The organism is Pseudomonas izuensis (assembly GCF_002356535.2).
Lineage (GTDB): Bacteria > Pseudomonadota > Gammaproteobacteria > Pseudomonadales > Pseudomonadaceae > Aquipseudomonas > Aquipseudomonas izuensis.
This window is the reverse complement of sequence record NZ_AP017423.2, coordinates 3409124-3432713: the sequence shown is the minus strand read 5'-3', so window position 1 is coordinate 3432713 and position 23590 is coordinate 3409124. Positions and strand designations below refer to the sequence as shown.

General features: G+C 56.9%; 14 protein-coding genes. 5 read left to right on the top strand and 9 right to left on the bottom strand.

All coding sequences use genetic code 11. The features are described from left to right. Positions 1-121: 121 nt before the first annotated feature. From LAB08_RS15195 to LAB08_RS15155, 9 genes are all read right to left on the bottom strand, one after another. The gene (locus LAB08_RS15195; protein ID WP_096511280.1) at positions 122-1594 is read right to left on the bottom strand and encodes a mannitol dehydrogenase family protein; all 1473 of its coding nucleotides are present in this window, start codon (positions 1592-1594) and stop codon (positions 122-124) included. A gap of 16 nt (positions 1595-1610) precedes the next feature. Then, positions 1611-2714, bottom strand: a complete 1104-nt coding sequence (locus tag LAB08_RS15190) for an ABC transporter ATP-binding protein (RefSeq protein ID WP_096511282.1) — start codon at positions 2712-2714, stop codon at positions 1611-1613. 184 nt (positions 2715-2898) lie between these two features. Further along, a complete protein-coding gene (locus tag LAB08_RS15185) occupies positions 2899-3729 on the bottom strand; it encodes a carbohydrate ABC transporter permease (RefSeq protein WP_096511284.1) in 831 nt (276 codons plus the stop codon). A gap of 10 nt (positions 3730-3739) precedes the next feature. Beyond that, on the bottom strand, positions 3740-4666 hold the full coding sequence (locus LAB08_RS15180) for a carbohydrate ABC transporter permease (protein ID WP_096515377.1): 927 nt from the start codon (positions 4664-4666) through the stop codon (positions 3740-3742). A gap of 141 nt (positions 4667-4807) precedes the next feature. Beyond that, the gene (locus tag LAB08_RS15175; RefSeq protein ID WP_096511286.1) at positions 4808-6118 is read right to left on the bottom strand and encodes an ABC transporter substrate-binding protein; all 1311 of its coding nucleotides are present in this window, start codon (positions 6116-6118) and stop codon (positions 4808-4810) included. A 341-nt stretch (positions 6119-6459) separates the two neighbouring features. Then, entirely contained in the window at positions 6460-7365 is a 906-nt protein-coding gene (locus LAB08_RS15170) for an AraC family transcriptional regulator (protein ID WP_096511288.1), read from the bottom strand. A 150-nt stretch (positions 7366-7515) separates the two neighbouring features. Then, positions 7516-8805, bottom strand: a complete 1290-nt coding sequence (locus LAB08_RS15165; RefSeq protein ID WP_096511290.1) for a glycosyltransferase — start codon at positions 8803-8805, stop codon at positions 7516-7518. Positions 8806-8973: 168 nt separating this feature from the next. After that, positions 8974-16020, bottom strand: coding sequence for a hypothetical protein (locus LAB08_RS15160; protein ID WP_157755699.1), 7047 nt, complete (start codon positions 16018-16020; stop codon positions 8974-8976). Positions 16021-16387: 367 nt separating this feature from the next. Then, positions 16388-16750 carry a response regulator gene (locus tag LAB08_RS15155; RefSeq protein WP_096511294.1) on the bottom strand — a complete coding sequence of 121 codons (363 nt, stop codon included), beginning with the start codon at positions 16748-16750 and terminating at the stop codon, positions 16388-16390. Between the two features lie 246 nt (positions 16751-16996). Between LAB08_RS15155 and LAB08_RS15150 the strand changes: the two genes are divergently transcribed. From LAB08_RS15150 to LAB08_RS15130, 5 genes are all read left to right on the top strand, one after another. Continuing rightward, on the top strand, positions 16997-20488 hold the full coding sequence (locus LAB08_RS15150) for a response regulator (protein ID WP_096511296.1): 3492 nt from the start codon (positions 16997-16999) through the stop codon (positions 20486-20488). Beyond that, entirely contained in the window at positions 20489-21304 is an 816-nt protein-coding gene (locus LAB08_RS15145) for a CheR family methyltransferase (protein ID WP_096511298.1), read from the top strand. Beyond that, positions 21301-21894 carry a chemotaxis protein CheB gene (locus LAB08_RS15140; protein ID WP_096511299.1) on the top strand — a complete coding sequence of 198 codons (594 nt, stop codon included), beginning with the start codon at positions 21301-21303 and terminating at the stop codon, positions 21892-21894. Before LAB08_RS15145 ends, LAB08_RS15140 begins: the two co-directional genes overlap by 4 nt. Next, complete coding sequence (locus tag LAB08_RS15135; RefSeq protein ID WP_096511301.1) at positions 21888-23069, top strand: hybrid sensor histidine kinase/response regulator; 1182 nt, start codon at positions 21888-21890, stop codon at positions 23067-23069. Before LAB08_RS15140 ends, LAB08_RS15135 begins: the two co-directional genes overlap by 7 nt. Before the next feature lie 77 nt (positions 23070-23146). After that, positions 23147-23524, top strand: coding sequence for a response regulator (locus tag LAB08_RS15130; protein WP_095194212.1), 378 nt, complete (start codon positions 23147-23149; stop codon positions 23522-23524). Positions 23525-23590: the final 66 nt, after the last annotated feature.

Below are 23590 nucleotides of genomic sequence, written 5' to 3'. Positions count from 1 at the left end.
GGTCGATCTCGGTGTCCCTATTCGCGAGCAGGCTCGCTCCCACAGGGGATTTTGTGTACAACGCTGACCCCATGTGGGAGCGAGCCTGCTCGCGAAGACGGCAGTCCATTCAACATCATGTCTAAGCCAACACCCGCTCCAGAGTCCTGGTCACCCCCACCTCCCGCAAACTGTGGCAGCACCACTCGAACGCCGCGACAAACTCCGCCGAACGCGGTATTGCCGTGCCAAAAATCTCCTCGACGGCCAGCAAACGCTGGGTGATCAACGCATCATCCGCCACCAGGGCCTGACAGAACGCCGCCCGCGGATCCGGGATCGAGTAGGTCTCGCCATTCTCGTCCACGCCCTTCAGATACAACGCCCACGCCGCCACGACCAGTGCCGCACGTTCGGTCTCCCGGCCATCGGCGATCAGGCGGTTGATGGTTGGTACGGTGAACTTCGGAAACTTCGACGAACCGTCCGAACACACCCGCTCCAGTTGATCGGCGATCGCCCGGTTGGAAAAACGTGCCACCAGCGTGTTCTTGTACTCGGTCAGATCGATCCCCGGCACTGCTGACAACTGCGGGGTCACGTCCAGGTCCATGTAGTCGCGCATGAAGCGCACGAAGAGCGGATCGTCCATGGTCTCGTGGACAAAGCGATAGCCCTTCAAAAAGCCCAGGTAGGTCAGGGCCAGATGGCTGCCGTTGAGCAGTTTGATTTTCATCTCTTCGTAAGGCGTGACGTCGTCGGTGAACTGCACGCCGACCTTTTCCCAGGCCGGGCGGCCGTTGACGAATTTGTCTTCCAGCACCCATTGCACAAAGGGTTCGCAGACCACCGGCCAGGCATCGTCCACCCCGTGTTTGTCGGCCAGTTGCAGGCGATGTTCAGTACTGGTCATCGGTGTGATGCGGTCGACCATGGCATTGGGGAAGCTCACGTTGCGCTCGATCCAGTCGCGCAATTGGACATCCCGCAGCGCGGCGAAGGCCAGCAACGCCTTGCGGGTCACTGCGCCGTTGTGCGGGAGGTTATCGCAGGACATCAAGGTGAACGCCGGCGTACCTGCTGCCCGGCGCTTGGCCAGTGCGGCGCAGAGGAAACCGAACACGGTATTCGGCGTGTCCGGGTTGGCCAGGTCGTGCTGGATCTGCGGCAGATGGGCCATGAACTCGCCGGTGCTGTCGTCGATGCAGTAGCCACCTTCTGTGATGGTCAGCGAGACGATGCGGATGTGCGGATCGGCGAGTTTGTCGATCAGCGCTCGAGCACCGTCCTCGGCCAGCAGCATGTCGCGGATCGCTCCGATCACCCGGACTTCGGTGCCATCGGTATCACCCAGTTCGAACAAGGTGAACAGGCAGTCCTGTTCCTTGAGATCGTCCCGGGCGCGGCGGTCTTCGGTGCGCAGGCCGACGCCACAGATGGCCCAATCGAGGCCTTCGCCCAGGTTCATCAACGCATCGGTGTAGTACGCCTGATGGGCGCGGTGGAAACCGCCGACGCCGATATGGGCGATGCCCTGGCGGGTGTCGCTCAGGGCGTAGGCAGGCAGGACCACTTCAGGGGCGAGGCGGTTGAGGCTTTGTTTGTTCAATTTCATCACAAGCACTCGAAAGTCAGGCGGCAGCGCGCAACGGGCGGGTCAGCGCCACGCCGTCGGCATCGAATAAATGGCAGTGTCCGGCATCCAGGTGCAGGCTCAGGGTTTCGCCGTAACGGCTGGCCAGGTCACCGCGAACCCGCATGGTCAGGGCTTCGCCGCTAGCGGTTCGCACATGGCAGAACGTGTCGCTGCCCAGGCGTTCGCTGACATCGGCAGTCACTTGCAAGGTGCAATCGCCCGGCTTGGCCAGTTCCAGGTGTTCCGGGCGAATACCCAGGGTGACGGCGCCGCCGACGCTCAGATTGGCGCCGCTCAATGGCAGGCTGATACGGGTACCGGCGTCCAGTTGCACTTCACAGCCCTGGCCGTCGACCCGGGTGACGTTTCCTTTGAGAAAGCCCATTTTCGGCGTGCCGAGAAAGCCCGCGACAAACAGGTTGGCCGGTTGGTGGTAAAGGTCCAGGGGCGAGCCGACCTGTTCGATTTTGCCGCCATTGAGTACCACGACCTTGTCGGCCATGGTCATGGCTTCGACCTGGTCGTGGGTCACGTAGATCATTGTGGCTTGCAGTTCCTTGTGCAGCCGCAACAGTTCCAGGCGCATCTGTACCCGCAAGGCGGCGTCGAGGTTGGACAGCGGTTCGTCGAACAGGAAGATTTTCGGGTTGCGCACGATGGCCCGGCCGATCGCCACACGCTGACGCTGGCCACCGGACAGTTGCTTGGGTTTGCGCTCGAGCATCGGCCCCAGTTCCAGGATGCGCGCCGCTTCGCCGACCTTTTTCTCGACTTCGGCTTTGGGCACGCCCGCCAGATCGAGGGCGAACGACATGTTCTTGCGCACGCTCATGTGCGGATACAGGGCGTAGGTCTGGAACACCATCGCCAGGTCACGCTTGGCGGGGCTGACTTCGGTGATGTCGCGGCCATCGAGTTCGAGGGTGCCGCCGCTGACTTCTTCAAGGCCGGCGATCAGGCGCAGCAAGGTGGATTTGCCGCAGCCCGAGGGGCCGACGAACACGACGAACTCCTTGTCGTTCACTTCCAGGTCGATGCCCTTGATGATGGAAAAACCTTCGAAGCCTTTTTGCAGATTCTTGATTTTCAGGTTGGCCATGGTGATGGGCCTCCATGTATTGAATTCATTGACGCCCCGGACGGGCTCTTTGTAGGCGCTGGCTTGCCGGCGAAGGCGGTCTGAAGACCGCCGCAAAATTGAGGGCCTCTTCGCTGGCAAGCCAGCTCCTACAGGGGGACCGTGTTGGGGCAAGGATCCGGGTAAGGGACCGAGTTGCGTCAGTTCATTTCACTGCACCAAACGACAACCCGCGCACCAGTTGTTTCTGGCTGATCCAGCCGAAGATCAGGATCGGCGCGCACGCCAGGGTCGAGACGGCGGACAACTTGGCCCAGAACAAACCTTCGGGGCTCGAGTACGAGGCGATCAATGCGGTCAGGGGCGCGGCTTTCGACGAGGTCAGGTTCAGCGACCAGAACGCTTCGTTCCAGCACAGGATCAGCGACAGCAGCACGGTGGATGCCAAACCGCCCTTGGCAATCGGCAGCAGTACCCGGAGCATTTCCTGCGCCAGGGTGGCACCGTCCAGTCGGGCGGCTTCGAGGATGTCCTTGGGAATGTCCTTGAAGTAGGTGTAAACCATCCAGACCACGATCGGCAGGTTGATCAGGGTGTAGATCACGATCAGCGCGATGCGCGTGTCGAGCAGGCCGAAGCTCTTGGCCAGCAGGTAGATCGGCATCAGCACGCCCACCGGCGGCAGCATCTTGGTGGAGAGCATCCACAGCAGCGTGCCCTTGGTGCGCTGGGTTTCGTAGAACGCCATCGAGTAGGCTGCCGGTACCGCGATCAGCAGGCACAGGGCCGTGGCGCTGAAGGAAATCACCACCGAGTTCCAGGCGAAGCTTGCGTAATCGCTGCGCTCGTTGATGTGCAGGTAGTTCTCCAGCGTCGGGGTGAAGATGAACTGCGGCGGCGTGGCAAAGGCGTCGATTTCGGTTTTGAAACTGGTGAGCACCATCCAGAAAATCGGGAAGAAAATCAGGATCGCTATGGCCCAGGCCAGGGTGCCCAGCAGCAGGCTTTGCAGACGACGGGATTGATGTAGGGTCATGGCGCGGGCCTCAGGCTTTGTCGGTCAGGTTTTTGCCGATCATCCGCACCAGGACGATGGCCGCGATGTTGGCAATCACCACCGCGATCAAACCGCCCGCGGAGGCCATGCCGACGTCGAACTGCACCAGCGCCTGGTTGTAGATCAGGTAGGCGAGGTTGGTCGAGGCGTAGCCGGGGCCGCCGTTGGTGGTGGTGAAGATTTCAGCAAACACCGAGAGCAGGAAGATGGTTTCGATCATCACCACCACCGCGATGGGGCGCGCCAGGTGCGGCAACGTCAGGTGCCAGAAAATCGCGACCGGTCCGGCACCGTCCAGACGCGCCGCTTCCTTCTGTTCCTGATCGAGGGACTGCATGGCGGTCATCAGGATCAGGATCGCGAAGGGCAGCCATTGCCACGAGACAATGATGATGATCGACAGCAGCGGGTAGTGCGCCAGCCAATCCACCGGTTGCGCGCCGAACAGTTTCCAGACGTAGGCGAGAATCCCCGACACAGGATGGAAAATCAGGTTCTTCCAGATCAGCGCGCCGACGGTGGGCATGATGAAGAAGGGTGAGATCAGCATCACCCGCACGATGCCGCGACCGAGGAACTCACTGGCTTCCAGCAACGCGCTGATCAACACCCCCAGCACCACGCTGATCAGCAGCACGCTGCCCACCAGTAACAGGGTGTTGGTGGCGCCGGGCATGAACCCCGAGTCGGTCAGGAAGTAGGTGAAGTTTTCCAGCCCGACGAATTCGTTTTCGCCGGGATAGAGCAGGTTGTAGCGGATCATCGAGAAATAAACGGTCATGCCCAGCGGCACGAGCATCCACAGCAGCAACAAGGCCACCGACGGGCTGACCAGAAACCAGCCAGGGTTGGTCAACCGGCTTTTACGCAGCGGTTGAGCGATGTTCAGATGAGCTTTGGCAATTGACGTATTCATGGTGTTAAAACCCATTGGGTACAGCAAGGAAGACCAACTGTGGGAGCTGGCTTGCCAGCGATAACGGTAGGTCAGCCGATAACGACGTTGACGCTGCTGACGCCATCGCTGGCAAGCCAGCTCCGACAAGGGAAGCGGTGGTTATTTGGGATAACCCGCGCGCTTCATCTCGCGTTCGGTGGTTTGCTGGGCCGCCACCAGCGCCTGGTCAACCGAGGTCTGGCCGATCAGCGCTGCAGAGAAGGACTTGCCAACCTGTGTACCAACGCCCTGGAACTCGGGAATGGTCACCAGTTGAATACCGATGTATGGAACCGGTCTGGCCCCCGGCTTGCTTGGGTCCGCTGCTTTGAGCGACTCCAGTGTCACCTTGGCGAACGGCGCGGCATCCATGTAGGCCTCGCTGTAGGTCGAGGCCCGGGTGCCGGGCGGTACATTGGCGATGCCATCGGTCTTGGCGACCAGCTCGCCGTATTCCTTCGACGTGGCCCAGGCACTGAAGGTCTTCGCCGCATCCTTGGACTTGGAGCTGGTGGGGATTGCCAGGGCCCAGGAGTACAGCCAGGCCGAGCCTTTGTCGGTTGTTTCATGGGGCGCGTAGGTGAAGCCGACGTGGTCGCTGACCTTGCTCTGGGTTTTGTCGGTGACGAACGAGCCGGCCACGCTGGCATCGACCCAGATCGCACATTTGCCGCTGTTGAACAGCGCCAGGTTTTCATTGAATCCGTTGCTCGAAGCCCCCGGCGGACCCGATTTTTTCATAGTGTCGACATAGAAATTCAGCGCGTTTTTCCACTCGGGGCCGTTGAATTCAGGCTGCCACTTCTCATCGAACCACCGCGCGCCATAGGCGTTTGCGACCGTGCTGATCAGCGCCATGTTCTCGCCCCAGCCGGCCTTGCCGCGCAGGCAGATGCCGTACTGTTCCTTATCCTTGTGGGTGAGCTTGCTGGCGAATTCGCCGATCTGTGCCCAGGTCGGGCGCTCGGGCATGGTCAGGCCGGCGTCCTTGAACAGGTCGGTGCGGTAATAGGTGATGGAGCTTTCGGCGTAGAACGGCAGGGCATACAGCGAACCCTTGACCGACAGGCCTTCTCGCACCGAGGGGAACACATCGTCGAGTTCATAACCGGCCGGCAAATCCGTCATGGGCTCCAACCAACCCTTGGCACCCCAGAGTGCCGCTTCGTACATGCCGATGGTCAGCACATCGAACTGTCCGCCCTGGGTCGCGATGTCAGTGGTCAGGCGCTGACGCAAGACGTTTTCCTCCAGCACCACCCAATTGAGCTTGATCTGCGGATGCTCGGACTCGAAGGTTTTCGAGAGCTTTTGCATGCGGATCATGTCGCTGTTGTTGACGGTGGCGATGGTCAGGGTCTGGGCGCCGAGGCTGACGCTGCTGAGGGTTATGCAAGTGAGGGCTAGCAGAGCTTTTGCAGAAGGTTGCATCGAGCACTCCTTTTCTGCACCCGGTGGAGTGCAGAAGGACAGTTATTGTTTTTTTGTCTTCCGGATGTAGGAAGAATCTGTGCTGATTACAACGTTCAATTGAGAGCGAAACAAATCATCCGTCGCACTTGGATTGATACTATTTTGCACTGGGGTTTGTGCGGGAGAACACAGGGAAGGGGGTTGCGGCGGTTGGCGTGTGTCGGATCTGTACAGGTTTTCTGTCTTTGCTCAGCACCTGTGGGAGCGGGCTTGCCCGCGATGGCGTTGGGTCAGTCCCATTAATACTGACTGGGCTGACGCTATCGCGGGCAAGCCCGCTCCCACAGGGTTTTGTGTTGTTACCCGAGGTTTTGCTCGGTCAAACGCTGCACCACCAACCGCCGGTAATGCGACGGGGTCATGCCCTTGAGCTGCTGAAAGCGCCGGTTGAAATTGGAAATGTTGTTGAAACCGGACTCGAAACACACGTCGGTCACCGGCTTGTTGCCATCGGCCAGCAACTCGCAGGACTTGCTGATGCGCAGGCGATTGACGAACTCGATGAAATTACGCCCCGTGGCCTGTTTGAAGACCCGGCTGAAGTAGGTCGGCTTCATGCCCAGATGCTCGGCGACTTCCTCCAGCGTCAGGTCCCGGGCGTAGTGGGCGAAGATGTAATCCACCGCCCGGTTGGTGCGGTCGATGTTGTTTTCGTCCGCCAGTTGCGGCGTCGTAGCGCCGGACAGCAACTGGTAATCGTCGCAGGTCGCGAGCAATTCCAGCAGGATGAAAAAATGCCCGAGGCGAGTCATGCCGGTCGTATCAGCGACACACTGCATCAGCTCCATGGCCTTGCGGATCGTATGTTTACAGCGAAACTCGATACCGTACTGCGCACGTTCCAGCAGCGGTGCCAGGGTCTTGAGTTCGGCGAACACCTGATAGCCACTGTCGAACAGTTCATCGGTGAAGTTGACCAGCATGTCGCGCTTGGGCACCACTTCATCCTCGGCCACCTGGCTGATCCAGTTGTGGGGCAGGTTGGGGCCGGTGAGGAACAGGGTTTCGGGGTAGAAATTGCCGATGTAGTCGCCAATGAACACCTTGCCGGAGCTGGCGACGATCAGGTGCAGTTCGTATTCCTTGTGGAAATGCCAGCGCACCAGCGGGCAGGGGAAACCATGCTGGCGATAGATGATGGACAACCCGTTGTGGTCATCCATCAGCTCGTAGGAAGGGTCGGTGACTCTGGTAGTACGGGTCATGTCAGGGCGCTTTTGTTGTAGTCGCTGCCTGATCATGCCATAGGCCGCATCCCTGTAGGAGCGAGCCCTGCTCGCGATGGACGTCAACGATAACGCGTGCTGTCTGAATGAGCGCATTACCCAAAACTTTGTTGCGAGCAGGATTCGGTCCTACAAACGATTCTTCGCTTCGATCCACTGCGACATGTACTGCGTGCTCTTGTGATGGTGGTGGCGCAGCATGTTGCCGGTGAAGTTGTCCCGTCTGATGGCGGGCAGGTTTTGCAGGCAGTGCTCGATGCGGGCGATCAATGCAGGCCCATGAACATTTTGCTGGTAACGATTGGCCAACAGTTGCAGTCCTTGCACCTGTGCCTCCAGCCATCGGTCCCTGTCCTGATGAAGTTGCACGGCATGGTCGGCGAATGCCTGGGCCGTCCGGGTCACCGCACCCGGCCATGGCTCCTCGCCATGCATCGCCTCCGCACCCACCGGCGTTGTGACATTGGGCGTGCCAGTGAGCATCGCATCGACAATCTTGCCTTTGACCCCCGCGCCAAAACGCAGCGGCGCCAGGCACACTCGGGCCGCTGACATGACTTGCAGCGCGTCTTCTGCCCAGTTCATTACGTGAAATCCCTGGGCCGGGTTGTGCAGGGCAGTCGCCTTGGGCGGTGTATAGGCGCCATAAATATGCAATTGAGCGCCGGGTAGTTTCTCCCGGATCAGCGGCCAGATAGCGGTTTTCAGCCAGAGCACCGCATCCCAGTTGGGCGCGTGGCGAAAGTTGCCGATATGCAGGAAGTGCGCGCGCTCTTCGAACGGCACGGGCGCGGTACTCGGCAGATCAACCATCAACGGACACCAATGCAACAGGTCGCGGGGCATTTTGAACTGGTGGACCAGTATGTCGATCTCGATTTCGGACACCATCAGTGTTAAATCACAACGATAAAACGCAGCGATCTCTCGTTTGGCCAGATCGGTAGTGGCCATGTGTTCAAACTCTTCACGCATCGCCGGAGCGAACAATCCGGTGAAGTCATTGCCGTCGTCACTGGCCTTCAATCGGTCCTTGAGGCGTTGATGCCGCCCCTGTCGCAGGCTTTGCAGGTCACAACTTTCGAGCATGCGCAACGCATCGGGGCAATACTTCTCGACCCGCCAGCCGAACTGTTCTTCCATCATGAATTGATCGAACAACACGATGTCAGGAGCCAATTCACTGATGAAAGTGTCGAAACTGCTGTTGTTCAACTCGATCGGCACTTCGCGAATGCCCAAGGCTGTCAGGTCGGCACGCTGCTCGCCATAGCCGGCCGGGCTGCTGAAGGTGATGTCCCAGCCGCGCTGCAAAAAAACCTCGAGGATTTGCATCACATGCCCACTGGCCGCTGAAGAGCGGGGCTCGGGCCAGACATAGCCGATAACCAGGACTTTGGTTGCGCGGGGGGAATTCATCAGGGGCTTTTTCCTTGAGGCGGGCAAAACAGGCAAAGAGGTGAATTAAATCACAGATGATTTGAAAGGCGGGGGTGTTGGATAGGTTTGTGTTGTTCAAATTCATCGCAGAGGCTGACGCTCCCCAGACTGGAGAGCGTCGTGATCAGACCGAATAAGGTGCCGATGTCAGGGGGTCTTTTTTCCAAAAGGTTCCTTTGGCCCCTTGATAACTTTCTCGATCCAGGCGTCGTCCATGGGATCCATCCATCGAGTCACGGGTGGGTTGGCCTTCCAGTCAGTGGCTATGATCTGCCTCCCCTCGACACTCCATTGAGCCATTCGGTCCTTGAGTTTTTCCATGTATTCGGATGCCGGACAGTTAATGTTTGCCCAGGGGTCGACGACCCACGCGTTACTAAACTCAGGTTCACGAAAGTCGATGCTCGATGCAACAGTTTCTCTTTGTGGTATACCAACAACTGTAAAGGTATGAGCGCCAGGCATTCTCCATACGGAGGCGGAGCCACCGCTCTCCAAAATGATATGCGCCGCCACGGCCGCCATTTGATCGCAGTTTCCGGCACCGGTTTTGAGTAATAGCTGGTAACTACCAGGGGTTTTATTTGAATACTGCCATAGAACTAATGGTTGCGTGAGTGCCTGCCTTTGCACGTCATTTGGGTCATTTGCAATTTTTTGATTAAACGGCCCAAGGCCGGTAGCGGTGATTTGGTTGTCCACCTGTGTTTTGGCTTGAGTAGCAAAATGCTGATTTTTATGATGGTCAGTGAATGTGTCAAATAAAGGGGGGGTTGATATCGGTTCGATTTTTATTGCTGGAATGATGACTTCGATATCTGCATTCCCACCTCTGTTTACGGCAGTTATTATGAGCTCACGTTTCTGGATGTCACTAAGTTCTTTTGTTATTTCCTTGAGCTTATTCAGGTCGTCATTGGTCCATCCCAGTTGTTTAAGGCTGTCATATAAGTAATCTAATGTTGGTAGCGCTATAAAATCATTGTTATACACTGTGCCTGCAGCATGAAGGTATGGGTTTTTTATGTTCTGGTGTTCTTTTATGAGTTTTGCGCCAAGATTTTTGTCGGATAATGAAATAAGTTTAAATTCAATGTTGTTTGTTGTTTTTTCATCGTAGTGGCAGTAGTAGAAAAGCCCGGTGTCGGCCTCGGCGACTAAATAGGTTTTTTTACCGTAAATCAGGCCGGGGATGTCAACCAAAATCGCCCTTACTTCACGCGCATCATCGACGCCTTGAACGATGCCGTTAATTTTGACAACGCGAGTCTCGGTATTAATTTTATTATCAGATAGTCTGTTTGGAAAACCGAAGTATTCGTTCGAAATGACACTGCCCGAAGTAGTATCTCTGAATTGCAGGGGGAAAGTCAGTTCGTCAGGATTGCATTTTTGAATCGTGGCATCACACTTGTATATTCTGCGTTCGTGGATCACCCGTGGCGCAACACCTTTCGGGGGGATTGTCGGATAAAGCCGCTTGTGCTCAATCGCTTGTATTCTCAATTTGTCAGTGTCACGCAAACTGTTGTCTATTGTTTTTGAAAAGCACTGAAGCGTTCGTTTGGATTTTCCACCTCTGCTGCAAACAGCATCGAATCCTTCAAGCTCTTTGAAATACGCGGGTGAAGTGATGTCGTCGAGCACTTGCGGATGCTCGGGGTCGAATCGATAAACCTTATCGCCCGCTACAACATCGACACCAGATGTTCGTCGAATAGTGAGCGGTTCGGTTTCGAATACTCGTGAGGGTGTGAATGCAGTACTACCGTCGGCGAAGATGGTGCTTTCCAGCGGAATCGAATCGGCAGGCCTGAAGTTCTCGAGGGACGGGCCATACGGCCGATTGCGGACCGCGTCAAAGGCATACCATTTCCCGTCTTTGAACAGCGCAGTGACCGGGTTGGTTTGGCCTGGCAACCCTGCGCTGACAACGCCTTCTGCGATATCGGCGCGTTTGAGTAATTGCGCATGGTCGATGGCTTTGGTGGTGCCATAAAGACTCTTGATCTGGTCGATGCCAATGCCAGCGGCTCGGTATGCGGTGGTTCCCAGCTTGCACACCACGTTTTTCCCGAACTTGAGCAAATCACCCACGCCATCCAGCGGGTTGGCGGATGAGACGAGGCTGCTGCTCATGATCCAGGTCATTTTCAGCGCCTTGGGAACGAATTTGCCCGCCGCTTTTGCCACCTTGACGGCCTGGCCTGCTGCCACGCCGCCGGGTATGACGAAGCCCGCTGCGTCCAATACGGAGTCGAACACTGCTGAGCCGACGTTGCCCTGACTGATGTTGTCGATACAGGATTTGAACGGCACAAGGCTGGCGAAGAAGTTTAATATTTTGGTCTTGAATGCCTTTTCATCTTCCGAATTCGTCGAGCCCCGGGCCAGGCTTTCGAGCTGTTCTCGCCCCACCACGAAATGTTCATCAACGACGACCTTGGCCAGATAGTCAACCCGTGAGCTTGGAGAAAAGGCGTCGGGCACTCTGTCGAAGTTGTATCCGGCAGGGTAGAACGTGGCCTGTTGGGTGATGGGTGTTATTTCTTCGATGATGACGTCCGATGTGACGTCGCTGCGTGGCGCTGAACCTTTTTCATAGGCATCCCAATCGAGGGGTTGTGGTGTGGCGCATTGCTTTTCTATGCCGCCGCTCGAATAGTTAATGCCACGAAAGGTCTTAAGTTCGCCATTTAACTTGAGGTCGATTGGAAGTTTTGTGTTCTTTCGAATTTCAACCGAGCCAGGAAAGACTTCGTAGTAAGTGATTTTCCCCTTGTACTCCGATCGAATTAAAATGCCATGGCGACCCTTGTGTGCTTCTATCTTCTCCGGGGTTTGAGAGTAGCGGTCTTCGTCGATCGCACTGCGCACTGAATAAAATTTTTGACTGCCATATTCCAGGCTTTGTCGATCTTCCATTGGTAGCTGCGACATCAGGTATTTAAATACAGACTCCGACCCGCCACGCAAGTTGTCGAAGTAAGTAGTGAAGGTCTCCTTGAAGAGTGATTCGACGGGTTTTAGTTGTTTGAAGTTCTTTTCAAATGTGTGGATAGGGATCTGGGCGTTGTAAGAACTCCAGATTTCGGGCTTCAGCTGGCCCGTGATGTAGAGGTCCAGCAATGAATACATCGAAGCCTGTACGCCATGCGGGATACTTTTACGACGAAGGCACAGGTCCTCGTACGGCAAGCCTTTACCGAATACCCGTTCCAGTTCGGCGAGGGCAAGTCCCTCTCTGGTCGGCATGTCCGCCGTCAAGGAATCCCGTGCCAGAGCCATCTGCGTTCTGACGTTGTTGAACTTTTCCTTGGCGATGTCCAACTGCCCTGTGGTGTAGGTATCAGTGGCATTCGCCACGAGGACCCCATTGGCTATCGCCCAATCGATCAGTGGATCGACCGAGGCCGATTGCGCGGCTATTTCCTGGCCTGGGGTAATGGGGTCCGTGCTGCCATAGTTCATGACCTGTTCGAAAGTCATCCGCAACGCAGCCCCCGGATCGATCTGTTCGATACGGGCGACCGCTATCCTGAAGCTTGTCCATGTGTGACTACCACAGACCAGATTGTCGGGCATGTCCCGAACCAGAAATTCTGGCGCGAAAGCAGACAGCAAGTGATAGGCGGCGACAGGCGCGGCGGTGGCCGAGACTTTTCCAGCCGCTAAAAGGTGAGCTTCGAGGCCACTGACGACAGTCGAGGGTTTGGCTCCCCAGTTGGCCGCTTGCGTGAGGTTGTATCCGGCCACATGGTTGCGCGGCAGGCCGGGCGTGGGATCAAGGTCGAGCAGCAGGGCAGCCATAACCCACTCGGTTTCACTGCGAGGAGTCGTTATGGCATTGAGATTCGACTCGAGCGACTTGCCCAATTGAATGGCGTTATCACTGTTGAGGGCGACATTCAGTCCTTGCTCAGGGCTGGTGACCGACTTGAATTGCAACAGCGTATTGAGCAGGCCCCCGGCTACCGGTTTTTCGAAGCGCTGAACGGTTTCCCGGATTGTTTGTATGTGAACTGATGTCAGGGGGCGTTCATAACTCAAGGCGCCCTTGTAGTCAGCCCTTTCCGCGCTCTCGGGCAAAGTAAAAGATAGAACCTTGATTAAGTTACGTATTTCTCCCACGGTTTTCGGTACGTTCCAGCCCATGGTGCTGATGAACCGTTGCGCAGTGACCATGCGCCGGGCTTCCTGCGGATGTTTGATAGCAAATAACGAATCCTTGTGAGCGGCTAACGTACTGATGTTGAGGTTGACGGGCGTGTCGTCGGCTTTGTCGTTGATGAGCCCGGTCAGTGCCGTTATCAGGGCGTGATGGGTGTAGAGGTCACCCAGGCGTTGTCTTTGTTTTTCAACCTGGGCTTCAGATCTCGATTCTTGTGGCCTGATCGGATCGTCAGGTTCAATTTGGGTAAATGCCGGGTCAGCAGCCAATTCCAGGGCCCGCTGGCGTGCCTGAGACGGGTCCGGCGCTGAGCGTTCGCCATGGAACCCGCTGACCAGCGCAAGAGGAACGGACGAACCGGTCGGATAAGACACGCCAATGTAGGTTGGATCGACAATGCCAATCGTCCTCAGTATCGGGCCGGCAACACGGGCCCAGCCACTGTCGTCATTCAGAGTGAAGGTCGTTTCGACTCCCTTGACCTTGCCGATCAGTGTGTTGTCCGCTGTACGGATTTTCACAGTGGCAAGGTCAAGGTTTGCCTGCCGGGCCCAATCAATAAAGAATGGATTTTTGATGGCACTGACAAAATTCAGCCAGCACTGGCCAAAGGTTGAATGCATCGGGATTGCGACCGTCGCAGCGCTGTAACTGACCTTGCCTTCGGCATAATGGGTCAACGCGTTGGCGTAGCGTTCAACCAACTGCCGGTCACCCGCGGCCCGGGAAGCATCCATCCAGAGGGCCTCGCGCCGCTTGCGCAGCACACGCACCACCAGCCTTGCCGCCCCGGTTGCGTCATCCGCAGGTCCTTCGTTTTCGTTTAGCTCTTCAGTGTCGGTGGCCGCAGTCTGAAGCTCATCCAATACCTTCAGATAGTCAGTCAAGCGCGCCTGTTTTTCAGATTCGGTCTCTTCGACTTCGACGTCAGGAGCGATGGCGGGAGCATCACCCTGCATGCTGTCCAGATCAAAATCGGCGCTGGCGTATTCGGTATCGCGTTTAACTCTGCGCGAGGCGGTTGGCTCGGCAGCCGGTATCGAGTTGGCAGTCTTAAGGGTGTGCGCGTCTATGGGGAGTTCTTGAATCAGCTCGACAAAGGTTTTTTGGGGGGATTGCAGGCTGTGTTGTCTGAGCAACTGTGCGACTTCACCGATCAGATGGGCGTCGTCGAGCAGGTTATGTTCAGTGGACTGGTACATCCGTTCAAGGATGGTTTGCAATAGGGGAGGCTGATTCGGAGCGGTTCGTACTCCGATAATTGCCTCTAACTCATCTTCTAAATGTTCCTGATGCTGAGCGGCAGTTTCGGTAGCCGGGAGCGCATTGTCAGGTTTCACAGTCGTTGACGACGGGCCCGCGAACAGTTCAGTGAGCTTTTCATGCAGGGCGCATAAAGCAGTGAGTGTTACGCCAGTTACAACGATCGCAGTTGTTTTTCCTGGATTCTCCCTGGCCAGCACGGCACCCGCGTAGGCTTTCCCCAGCGCGTAGCTACCACTCACGGCGAGTGTTTCGGAGAGTCGGGTGAGCGCCCCATACATGATTGGGGCCATGCCCTCCCAAAATGTGGTTGCAGGACGTGCTTCTACCGTTGAACCATAGACCGGCTGCTCCAGCAAAGGATCTTGCGGCTGTGCCTGGGGAGGATCACCGACATCCATTTGTACCCTCACATCGCGCATCAGCATGTCAATTTCCTTGATCGCAGAAACCTGTAGTCCGACTTTCAGCGGATCTTCGATTTGGCTCAAGGCATCAAAAATTGATTGAGTCAGTTGCTCCAGCGTTTGCGTATAAGCAAACGTCTCAGGTTCCCCCTGTTGCGCGGAGGGGGGCGTAGGGACGTTGGGCAGATGCGGCCGAACTTTTTCCGCGATTTGCAGAACGCCGAATGTGTCCAGAAGGTTGGCGATATAAAGGGCTTTTCCCCAAAATCCTCCGGTGTAACGAGGTCCTGAATCAGCGACTTCATTATAAAAACTCGACTTTTTTTCGATTTCCTGCATTGCTTTCAGCAGTTGGGATTGCGATTGCGATTGCAATGGTGATTTCGGCGCCGGGTTCGGTTCGTTCCAGGTACCAAAGGCGAAGTAATGAGTTAATCGCTCCGGCGCAGATTTCACAGTGGCAAGTTTCTGCATCAGTGACTGCGATGGGTCCGCTTTATCCGGTTCGACCGCCGTGCCAAAGGCAAATCGTAGAGCTGAAAGCTCCATCGCAGATGCCATGGCTTGCGCAGCCGTCTTGACCGCAACGGCGCTTTGTGTGCCCATCGCAATGGCGTTTTCCAGCCAACTTTGTCGGGGTTGATCATCAGTAATTTCAAGCGCTAACAACCGGGTGTAGAGCTGGCGCACGGTCTCTGGAAAACTTTTAGGCCAGCGCCGACGTTTATCCGGGTCTGGATTTTCTATTTCTTCTATAAATTCGCTGACAAATACCGACATCAGCGCCCTGGCTTGTTCTGGCGAAGGCCTGAGGTGAATAAAGTCTTTCAGGATCGCGAGGGTATCGGTCAGCAACGTATTTTCACGAAAGTAACCGTTCGCTTGTGTCGTGAAATCGCAGAGTGCTTTCCATGTGTCATTGTCGAGAAGCTGGCCATTGGCAATTTTCTGTTGGCGCTGGATACGCGAATGTTCCAATTGAGTCTGGATGTACCCATGCAGTCCCTCGCCGTTGCGGCCTCGAGGAAAGTTGACGTTTTCTCCGAACGCGTCTGCCCACCGCTCCTGAGGCAACTCACAGATGATCTGCGCAAACTCGCGTAATCGTTTCGGTTCGAGTCCGCCGAGTGGTTTGATCGAGCGTTCGAGTGCTTCAAGAAACAGGGGCGTAAGGACTCTACCCGTCGGGGTATGCAGAAAGCCGGACTTTAGCGTTTGCAGGACGTCTTGCTCGGTTAACGAGTGGGATCGCAACCGGGTCTCGACCCATAACCATACCTGCTCCAGGGAGTGCTGATTGAAAATGGTGCCTTGTTCCAGGCCTTTGGATGATTGGTAATCGGCTTCCGTCAATTTTCCGCAGTACACGGGGGGTGGGCTCGGTTGTCTTGTGCCCTGCAGGATGGGGTTTGGCGTTCGAGGGTTATGAGTGGGGATGACTTGAAAGCTTTTGCACGCTGGATTACTGCGGGTGTGCGCACCTGACAGCCTGCTGACGGGCTGCGGTGAAGTAGAGGGGGGTGAATGAGTAATCGAGGGCGAAGCGGTTGAATTAACGTTTACGGGGAACATGTGGACTCTGTTCAATACGCAAGAAGTAAAGTCCTCGACCTCCAAGTGTCAAGCAGTCGAGGTATCAAGCGCAGAACCATAGGCGATCCGCTTTTTTGAAAAATGATGAGAATATCGTGAGATATCGAGTGTTACACGGCCCATTCCATCAGTTTCCAAGAACACCCTTGACCTTATCCCGCAACTGATCGATGGAAAACGGCTTGCCAATCACATGCATGCCTTCAGGCACTTCAATGCTTTCGGCGTAACCACTGGCAAACAGGACCGGCAGCGCGGGGCGCAGCGTACGCGCTTCATTGGCCAGTTCGCGCCCGTCCATGATCGGCAGGCCGACATCGGTCATCATCAGGTCAATGTGCTGGTTCAGGTCCTTGAGGATTTCCAGCGCCTGTTCGCAGCCATCGGCCTCGAGCACCTTGAATTCCAGTTCCTCCAGCACATCGACTATCAACATGCGCACGATGGAATCGTCTTCGACGACCAGGATGATGGAGGTATTGGCGGACATAGTGGGCGTCTCGATAGGGTGGGCGATTGCCGGTCGAATGAATCGCCGGCTCTATTGCATGAGTAAGTGGAGGATCCCGACAAGTTCCCGACGCGCTATAAAAAGAGTAACGCCAAGGATAACCGCTCCTGTGGCATGGGGGCAGTTGAGTGCAGGACTTTGTGCGAAAGCGCATGAGAAAAATGGATGGGTTCGCCGGTTTTGGGGCAAACTCCTTGGATTTCACCCGTTCAACAAGGCTTGACTATGACCTCAGTGTCTTCGGTTGATGAGCAACGATTTCGTAAACTCCTGAGCCGCAACATCAGCCTGCCGCTGGGGGTCGGCGCCATCAGCGCGGTCTTTTTCGTGTCGCTGATTACTTATCTGTTGTCGACGATCCAATGGGTCGAGCACACGGACCGGGTGATCAATAACGCCAATGAGGCGGTCAAGTTGACGGTCGACCTGGAAACCGGGATGCGCGGTTTCCTGCTAAGCGGCGACGAAAAGTTTCTCGAACCCTATGAAACGGCCAAGCCGCGAATCGAGGTGGTGCTCAATTCCTTGCTGGAATTGACCGCCGACAATCCGGTGCAAACCGACCGCCTGCACCGTCTGCAAGGCTTGCAGGGGGAATGGGCCACTTACGCGCAAACCATGATCGATTTGCAGCGCAGCAGCGGCGACTACCGCAGTGTGGTCCGGGCCGGAAAGGGCAAGCGCCTGACCGATGAGATCCGCAAGCAGTTCGAAGACGTGATCGACATGGAGCAACAGCTGCGCGCGGCGCGCAACGAGGAAGTGCGACGCACCACGATCTGGAGCATTGCCCTTTATCTGTTGTTCATCGCCGCGATTAGCGGCTTGCTGGCTTATATCGGTCGACGCGATCTGGTCAATCTTTCCGAGCAGTATGGTGTCAACCTTGCCAGGCAACAGGCCAGCGCCGAGCGGCTGGAGCGCCAGGCCTGGCTGCGCAACGGCCAGACCGAACTCGCTGAACAAGTGCTGGGGCAACTGACCCTGAACGTGTTGGGGCGTAACATATTGCAATTTTGCGCACAGTACCTGGGAAGCGCCGTGGCGGCGATTTATGTCCGCGAGGATCACGGAGGCCTGCGGCGCATAGCGTCTTACGGATTGTCCCGTGAACAGGAAGCCCTCGAACAACAGATCTATAGCGAAGAAGGCATCGTTGGCCAGGTTGCGCAGCAGGCACGGTTGATTCGCCTGGATAATGTGCCAAGCGACTACCTGAAAGTCAGTTCCGGCCTCGGCGAAGGCCTGCCGCGCAGCGTGCTGGTGGTGCCGACCTGCGATGATGAGCGGGTCAATGGTGTCATCGAGTTGGGCTTCCTGCGTCCACTGGAAGATCGCGATATCGAATTGCTCGAACTGATTGCCGGTAATATCGGCACCTCCATCGAAGCCGCGCGCTATCGCCAGCGCTTGCAGGAAGTGCTGGCCAAAACCCAACAGCTCAACGAAGAACTCCAGGTTCAGCAGGAGGAGCTCAAGACCGCCAATGAAGAACTCGAGGAGCAGTCGCGGATTCTCAAGGAATCCCAGGCGCACCTGGAGACCCAGCAGGTCGAGCTGGAGCAGACCAACGAGCAACTGGCTGAGCAGGCCGAGATTTTGGCCGAACAACGTGATGCCATGGACCTGAAGAACACCGAACTGAATCAGGCCCAGGTCCAGCTGGAAGAACGGGCCGCAGAGTTGCAGCGCTCGAGCCGATACAAATCCGAATTCCTCGCCAACATGTCCCACGAGCTGCGCACGCCGTTGAACAGTTCGCTGATCCTGGCCAAGTTGCTCGCGGAAAACCCGCAGGACAACCTCAGCGCCGAACAGGTCAAGTTCGCCGAGTCGATCTACTCCGCCGGCAACGACTTGCTCAACCTGATCAACGACATCCTTGATATTTCCAAGGTCGAGGCCGGCAAGCTGGAAATCCACCCGGAAAACACCAGCGTGGCGCGTCTGGTGGATGGGCTGCGCGGGATGTTCGAGCCGCTGGCGGCAGACAAGCAACTGCAGCTCGATGTCGAGTTGCAGGACGGTGTGCCGACCCTGATGTTCACCGACCGCCAGCGCCTGGAGCAGGTGATCAAGAACCTGTTGTCCAACGCGGTGAAATTCACCGAAAGGGGCCGGATCAGTTTGAGCGTCGCTACGGCGCCGAACGACGCCATCGCCTTTATCGTCCGCGATTCCGGGATCGGCATTGCGCAGGATCAGCAGCAAAGCATTTTCGAAGCGTTCCGCCAGGCGGACGGCACCACCAATCGCCGTTATGGCGGCACCGGGCTGGGCCTGTCGATTTCCCGCGACCTGGCGGCGCTGCTCGGCGGCTCCATCAGCGTGACCAGTTCTCCGGGGCAGGGCAGCGCCTTCACCCTGATCCTGCCCCGGCAATACGTTGGGCCGCGGCAGACGCCCGTTGAGCCGATGCGTGACCTGCCGGTGACATCGATATCCAGTGTCGCTGAAAGTACATTGAAGCCATTGATTGCCGAAGTCGATATTCCGCGCTTCAACGATGACCGCGACAAGGCTCCGTTCACTACCCGCTGCATCCTCGTGGTGGAAGACGAACCGAACTTTGCGCATATCCTTTTCGACCTGGCCCATGAGTTGGGTTATCGCTGCCTGGTGGCCCATGGTGCCGACGAAGGTTACGACCTGGCCCGTCAATTCATTCCCGATGCGATCCTGCTGGACATGCGCCTGCCGGATCATTCCGGGTTGACCGTGCTGCAACGCCTGAAGGAACACGCCGAGACCCGGCACATTCCAGTGCATGTGATTTCAGTCGAAGACCGGGTGGAAGCGGCCATGCACATGGGCGCCGTCGGCTACGCGGTCAAACCGACCACCCGTGACGAGCTCAAGGAGGTGTTTGCGCGCCTGGAAGCCAAGTTGACCCAAAAGGTCAAGCGCGTGTTGCTGGTGGAAGACGATGATTTACAGCGCGACAGCATTTCCCGGTTGATCGGCGACGATGACATCGAAATCACCGCGGTCGGTTTCGCCCAGGAAGCGCTCGACCTGCTGCGTACGACGATATTCGACTGCATGATCATCGACCTCAAGCTGCCGGACATGCTGGGCGGCGACTTGCTCAAACGCATGTCCACCGAGGAAATCTGCTCGTTCCCTCCGGTCATCGTCTATACCGGGCGCAACCTGACCCGGGACGAAGAGGCCGAACTGCGCAAATATTCCCGCTCGATCATCATCAAGGGCGCGCGCTCGCCTGAACGCTTGCTGGATGAGGTGACACTCTTTCTGCACAAAGTCGAATCCCGGTTGTCCCATGACCGGCAGAAGATGCTCAAGACCGCCCGCAGCCGCGACAAGGTGTTCGAGGGGCGCAAGGTGCTGCTGGTGGACGATGACGTACGCAACATCTTCGCCCTCACCAGTGCGCTGGAGCAGAAGGGGGCAGTGGTGGTCATCGGCCGAAACGGTCGTGAAGCGATCGAGCGATTGAATGAAGTCGAAGACATCGATCTGGTGTTGATGGACGTGATGATGCCGGAGATGGACGGTTTCGAAGCCACTGTTGAGATACGCAAGGACCCGCGCTGGCGCAAGCTGCCGATCATTGCGGTGACGGCCAAGGCCATGAAGGATGATCAGGAACGCTGCCTGCAAGCGGGCGCCAATGATTACCTGGCCAAGCCCATCGACCTGGATCGCCTGTTTTCGCTGATTCGAGTGTGGTTGCCGAAAATGGAACGCATTTAAGTGGAGAGAAATACCGAGATTGAACTGCGTTTGCTGATCGAGGCGATTTACCTCAAGTACAGCTACGACTTTCGCGATTATTCCGGCGCGTCAATCAAGCGTCGGGTCATTCACGCGTTGAGCCAGTTCGAGTGCGGCACCATTTCGGCGCTTCAGGAAAAAGTCCTGCATGACCCGGCCGCGTTCATGCAACTGCTGCAGTTGCTGACGATTCCGGTCAGCGAAATGTTCCGCGACCCTTCGCACTTCCTGGCGATCCGTAGGGAAGTGGTGCCGCTGCTCAAGACCTACCCGTCGATCAAGATCTGGATCGCCGGTTGCAGCACGGGCGAAGAGGTCTATTCGATGGCGATTTTACTGCGCGAAGAAGGCCTGCTTGATCGCACCATCATCTATGCCACCGACATCAATCCGCGCTCGCTGGAAAAAGCCAAGCAAGGGATTTTCTCCATGGAGAATGTCCGCGCCTACACTTCTAACTATCAGCAGGCCGGTGGTCAGCGCTCGTTCGCCGACTACTACACGGCGGCGTACGGTTACGCGATTTTCGACAAGTCGCTGTGCGAGAACGTGACCTTTGCCGATCACAGCCTGGCGACTGACAGTGTTTTTTCAGAAACACAGTTAATTTCATGTCGTAATGTACTGATTTACTTTAATAAAAGCCTCCAGGATCGGGCGTTCGGATTGTTTCATGAGTCGCTTTGCCACCGAGGGGTTCTGGTGCTGGGCAGCAAGGAAACCCCGGATTTTTCCGCCTTCGGCAAGCAATTCGAGCCGCTGGTGAAACAAGAACGGATCTACCGCAAATCATGAACAGCGCAACGGGTTTGCCTTCGATAGAAGCGATCGTGATCGGCGCGTCGGCCGGCGGGGTGGAGGCGTTGCTGAATATTCTCAGCCCTCTGCGAAAGGGTTTCGTATTGCCAATCATCGTGGTGCTGCATTTGCCGGACGAACGCCGCAGCCAGCTTGCGGAGGTATTCGCCCGTCGGGTTTGCCTGCCGGTTCTGGAAGCCGGCGACAAAACCCCGGTCGAAGCCGGGACGTTATATTTCGCCACCCCGGGTTATCACTTGTCGGTGGAGCACGACCGCAGCTTTTCCTTGAGCCTGGAAGACCGCGTGCATCATTCGCGGCCTGCCATCGACTACCTGTTCGAATCGGCCGCCGACGCCTATGGTCCGACCCTCGCCGCCGTGTTGCTGACCGGTGCCAACCGCGATGGTGCGCGCGGCCTGGCCCATGTCAAAGAACGTGGTGGCTTGACCATTGTGCAGGATCCGGACGAGGCCCAGGTCGCGACCATGCCCAAGGCTGCGCTGGACTTTCATCAGCCGGACCACATACTCCCTGTCCGCGGCATCGGCCGTCTGCTTGTCGAGCTGGAACGAATCGCATGCTAAGTAATATCCAGGCCAAACTGCTGATCGTCGACGATCTGCCGGAGAATCTGTTGGCACTCGAAGCGCTGATCAAGCGCGAAGACCGTACCGTGTACAAGGCGCAATCGGCCGATGAAGCCTTGTCGTTGTTGCTGCAGCACGAATTCGCCATGGCCATTCTCGATGTGCAGATGCCTGGCATGAACGGCTTCGAACTGGCTGAGTTGATGCGTGGCACGGAAAAGACCAAAAACATCCCGATTGTTTTCGTCAGCGCCGCTGGCCGCGAGCTGAACTATGCGTTCAAGGGCTATGAAAGTGGTGCCGTGGACTTCCTGCACAAGCCGCTGGATATCCAGGCGGTCAAGAGCAAGGTCAATGTATTTGTCGAGTTGTATCGCCAGAGCAAGGCCATGAAACAACAGGTCGAAGCGCTGGAGCAGAGCCGCCGCGAGCAGGAGGCGTTGCTGGCGCAGTTGCAGAGCACGCAGCGGGAACTGGAGCAGGCGGTGCGCATGCGCGATGACTTCATGTCCATCGTCGCCCATGAAGTGCGCACGCCGCTCAATGGCCTGATCCTCGAGACCCAGTTGCGCAAGATGCACCTGGCCCGGGATAACGCCTCCGCGTTTACCCTCGACAAGATGCACGCCATGGTCGACCGCGACGAACGGCAGATCAAAAGCCTGATCCGCCTGATCGAAGACATGCTCGATGTCTCGCGCATCCGCACCGGCAAGTTGTCGATCCGGCCGACCTGCTTCGATCTGTCGGTGCTGGTTCGCGGTGTGCTACAGAATTTCTCTCAGCAGATCGAGGCCGCCGAGGCTTCCGTGACCCTTGACGCCGAGCAACCGGTGATCGGCAGTTGGGACGAATTCCGCATTGAACAGGTGATTTCCAACCTGCTGACCAACGCCCTGCGTTACGGCGCCAAGAGCCCGATCACGGTGAAGGTGTACAGTGACAATGGTGAGGCACGGGTGGAAGTCCGTGATTTCGGGATCGGCATCAGTGAAGAAAACCAGCAGCGGATTTTCCAGCAGTTCGAACGGGTATCGGCCAAGCAAGCTGTCGCTGGACTGGGCCTGGGATTGTTTATTTCCGAACAGATTGTCACCGCCCATGGCGGTACCATTACCGTCGAAAGCCGGATTGGCGAAGGCGCCCTGTTTCGCGTTTGTCTGCCGCTGTAGGAAAACAGCCGGATTGACGCAACCTCTGGTCGACCCCACGGTCGTATCAGACGCTATTGACCGAACAAAGGCTTCCCATGAGTGAAGATGCACAAGATGTCGTATTGATCGTCGAAGATGACCCCTCGATCCTGATGGTGCTGTCGGCCTATCTGTCGGGGGAGGGCTACCGGGTATTGCAGGCGGAAAATGGTGAACAGGCGTTCGAGATCCTCGCCAGCAAGCCGCACCTGGACATGATGATCACTGACTTCCGCCTGCCGGGTGGTATCTCCGGTGTGCAGATCGCCGAACCCGCGGTGAAGCTGCGACCGGAGCTCAAGGTGATTTTCATCAGCGGCTATCCGCAGGAAATCCGCGAGACCGACAGCCCGATCACCCGTACCGCGCCGATCCTGGCCAAGCCGTTCGATCTGGATGTGCTGCAGGAAATCATGCAGGACATGTTGTCGTAACGACCGAGAGCCAGGCAAAGAACCTCGTGGGAGCGAGCCTGCTCCCGATGATCCCGAGTGCACCGC